The sequence below is a fragment of the Agrobacterium sp. genome, assembly GCF_032092815.1.
In the GTDB taxonomy this organism is placed as follows: Bacteria; Pseudomonadota; Alphaproteobacteria; order Rhizobiales; family Rhizobiaceae; genus Agrobacterium.
In genome coordinates, this window is sequence record NZ_DAMDBP010000044.1 from 16,405 (window position 1) to 19,434 (window position 3,030).

At 57.5% G+C, this 3,030-nt stretch carries 2 protein-coding genes and 1 pseudogene; 1 reads left to right on the plus strand and 2 read right to left on the minus strand.

Features of this window, described 5'->3' with window-relative positions:
• Positions 1–155 precede the first annotated feature (155 nt).
• Entirely contained in the window at positions 156–935 is a 780-nt protein-coding gene (locus RT613_RS19820) for an ABC transporter permease (RefSeq protein WP_313618105.1), read from the plus strand.
• Between the two features lie 29 nt (positions 936–964).
• On the opposite strand, the gene RT613_RS19825 is transcribed toward RT613_RS19820, so the two are convergent.
• Positions 965–2,170: a cytochrome-c peroxidase gene (locus RT613_RS19825; RefSeq protein WP_313618106.1), complete on the minus strand. Its 1,206-nt coding sequence runs from the start codon at positions 2,168–2,170 to the stop codon at positions 965–967.
• Positions 2,170–3,030, minus strand: a pseudogene (locus tag RT613_RS19830) (hypothetical protein); the annotation flags it as partial. The pseudogene RT613_RS19830 and the gene RT613_RS19825, both read right to left, overlap by 1 nt.

The window sequence follows — 3,030 nt, forward strand, 5'->3', positions numbered from 1 at the left end:
GAGGGCGTGCCAATCCCTGACACGATGAGCCAGCGCGACGCGCTTTCCAACCTCGTTTGGACCGGGCGGCAGGAAGCGCCCGTGGCCAATGATGAGGGCAAGGTGCTGGGCAAGGTCACCATGGCAGCGCTCTGCCAGCAAGCGGCAGGCAGCCCATGATGAGGTCTGCAACCGCATCTGGCAAAAAGCGTTGGCCGTACGTTCTGCGTATCGTTGGTTTTTTGCTGCTGGCAGGTTTTCTCATTCAGCCGCAGTGGTTCGAGCCGGTGTTTCGTCCGCTGGTACCAGCCAATGTCCCTGTGATCTACAGCCAGGCCAGTCTGCTGATGCTGACGGTCCAACATTTGCGCACAGTGCTGATTGCCACGACGCTTGCCAGCATTCTGGCCATTACACTGGCGATCATTGTCACAAGGCCATCCTGCCGCGAGTTCCTGCCGCTGTCGCGTCTGGTGGTCAATACGGGCCAGACCTTTCCGCCGGTTGCGGTGCTGGCACTTGCCGTGCCGATGCTGGGGTTTGGCGAAACACCAACACTGGTGGCGCTGTTCCTCTACGCGCTGTTACCGATTTTCGAGAGCACGCTGACCGGTCTTGCCAATGTGCCTGACGTAACGCGAGACGCAGCACGCGGCACCGGCATGACACCATGGCAAAGCCTGACACGGGTCGAATTGCCGCTCGCTCTGCCGGTTATCCTGTCTGGCGTGCGGATTTCCGTGGTCATCAGCCTGGCAACGGCAACAATCGGCTCCACGGTTGCCGCCAAAACGCTGGGCGAGGTGATCATTGCCGGTCTGCAATCCAGCAATATGGCCTTTATCCTGCAAGGCGGACTGGTGGTCGGACTGCTGGCAGTGTTCGTTTACGACGGCCTGCTGGCGCTGGAAAACATGGTGGCCCGCTGGCAAAACCTGTCGGTGTCACGCGGCTGAACAGCCGCGCGTCCGAATGTTTTGATTGTTCAGATGGATTCCAGAAACGCAATCAGCGCCTGGCGTTCCCGTTCGCTCAGCACAAAGGGTTTGACGAACGGCGATGTCATGCCGGCATAGGGCAGTAGCGGGTTGCTGCGCTGTGCCTCATTGCGCGCCACCGTTCTGCCGCCGGCAACTTCGTAAAACCGCACCACGCGGCGCAGATCACGGATAATGCCATTGTGCATGTAGGGTGCTGTTTGCGAGACATGGCGCAGGCTTGGAGTCTTGAAGCGCCCGACATCCAGCAACTGGTTGGTGACGGCATAACGCCCGACATCTTCACGCGGACGACCAAGCAGCGACAGGCCGAGGTTGTGAAACTTGTTGTCGGTCAACAGTGGGCCGTTGTGACAGTTCACGCAGCCGCCCTTGGTGCGGAAAATATGCATGCCCCAGATCTGTTCATTGCTAAGTGCGCGATATTGGCCAGCCAGGAACCGATCAAGGCGGGTCGGTTCCTCCAGCGTGCGCTGGAAGGCTGCAATGGCGTCGGCAAGTTGGTCAAGTGTTGGCGTTGAGACGTTGTAAACCGCCTTGAAGGCCTGCTGGTAATCTTCGCGTTCACCAACCCGTTTGACCACCGAGGCCAGATCGTGATTGGCCATTTCACGCTGGTCGGTCATGGGCACCACGGCCTGTTCTTCCAGCGTTTCAGCGCGCCCGTCCCAGAACAGTGGTGCGCGCAAACCAACATTGAACAAAGGCGGCGCATTGCGCCGTCCTTTTGCCCTGTCATGACCAAAGGAGCTTTGCAGGCCATCACCCCAGCCAAGCTCCCTGTTGTGACAGTTCTGGCAGGAAATCTGGCCAGAACGGGAAAGCTGCGGGTCTCTGAACAGCTTGAAGCCAAGCTGCGCCTTGGCCAGTTGTTGTCCTTGCGGGCGCGGCGGAATATCGAGCGGGGTGAGATCCTCTGCCTTGATGCCTGAGAACAGTGACAGAGCCGGGAAGTTTTCTTTTGGTTGCCGGTAGGTATTGGCCAGCAGCGACAAATCCTGATCGGTCGGGTTGGGCGGAAACTCGACCAGCAGATTTTTCCGGCGTTGTTCTATCGCCTGGTTTTGAAGGTTGGCCAGCCGTTCTTCATGTGCCAGCCTGCGTCCCTTGGCAACCTCGTAACACGAGATTGCCAGGATGACCGATGCAGCAACGGCACAAAAGACATAAAGCAGTCTGAGATGCGTCGACATCAGAAGGTTGCCTTTGCACCAAGCCATACCATGCGGCCGGGGATCCACGGTTGGGCCGCTGTTGCAACGCGATTGCCAGTTTCGTTGAAGGCGTTCTGCACCTTCATTTCCAGATCAAGTGAGCCATATTTGGATTCGTAGGCGCGGTAATTTGCACTCAGATCCACTGTCACGGCCGTCCTGAAACGGAAGTCTTCGACGATATCATGGGACATGCCCAGACCTTCGGAACCGGCAGGTAGTTGGCATTTTGCGGTTGCACTTGTTGAGGGTGTGCACACCGTGTCTGTTCCACGAACCCCATCATACGGCAGGTTCAGGTTGCCCGAGACGCCGAAGGTGAAACGGTCGTCGAACCAGGTGGTGACAAGATCAAGCGACGTCCTGATCGGGATGTCCATGTTGCCCTGTGCGACCGCGAAGTCGCCCAGCGAATAGGACTGGTTATTATACCATATGCGTGTGTCGGTCGGGTCGTCAAAATAACCATTGGATGTTGTTTTGCTCTTGGCCCAGGTCAAACTACCGGACAGGCGCACCGTCTCCAGATTGGCGTTCTGCAGGGCCCATGTCTTGCCGTATTCGATGGTCGCGGAGTGGTAGGAGGATTCACCTTCGTTGGTCAGTATCGAATTCAAGGTCGTGGACTCTTCGGACTTTAAATACTGGTCCTTGCCCTGACGGTAGACATAACGCACACGTAGATCACCATCGAGCCAGGGATCATTCCATTTTACCGCGGCAGTGAATTCGTCATTGTAAGGCGTATCGAGATCAGTGCCTTTGTACGTATAATAACGTCCCACAGCAGTGGGGTTGCCCCAGGGGTTCACGACGCCTGTCGCTGTGTGCGTACGGGT

Excerpts from the sequence above, each read along its gene's own strand:
- RT613_RS19820 (WP_313618105.1), top strand. The coding sequence starts at position 156 with ATGATGAGGTCTGCAACCGCATCTGGCAAAAAGCGTTGGCCGTACGTT.
- RT613_RS19825 (WP_313618106.1), bottom strand. The coding sequence starts at position 2,170 with ATGTCGACGCATCTCAGACTGCTTTATGTCTTTTGTGCCGTTGCTGCA.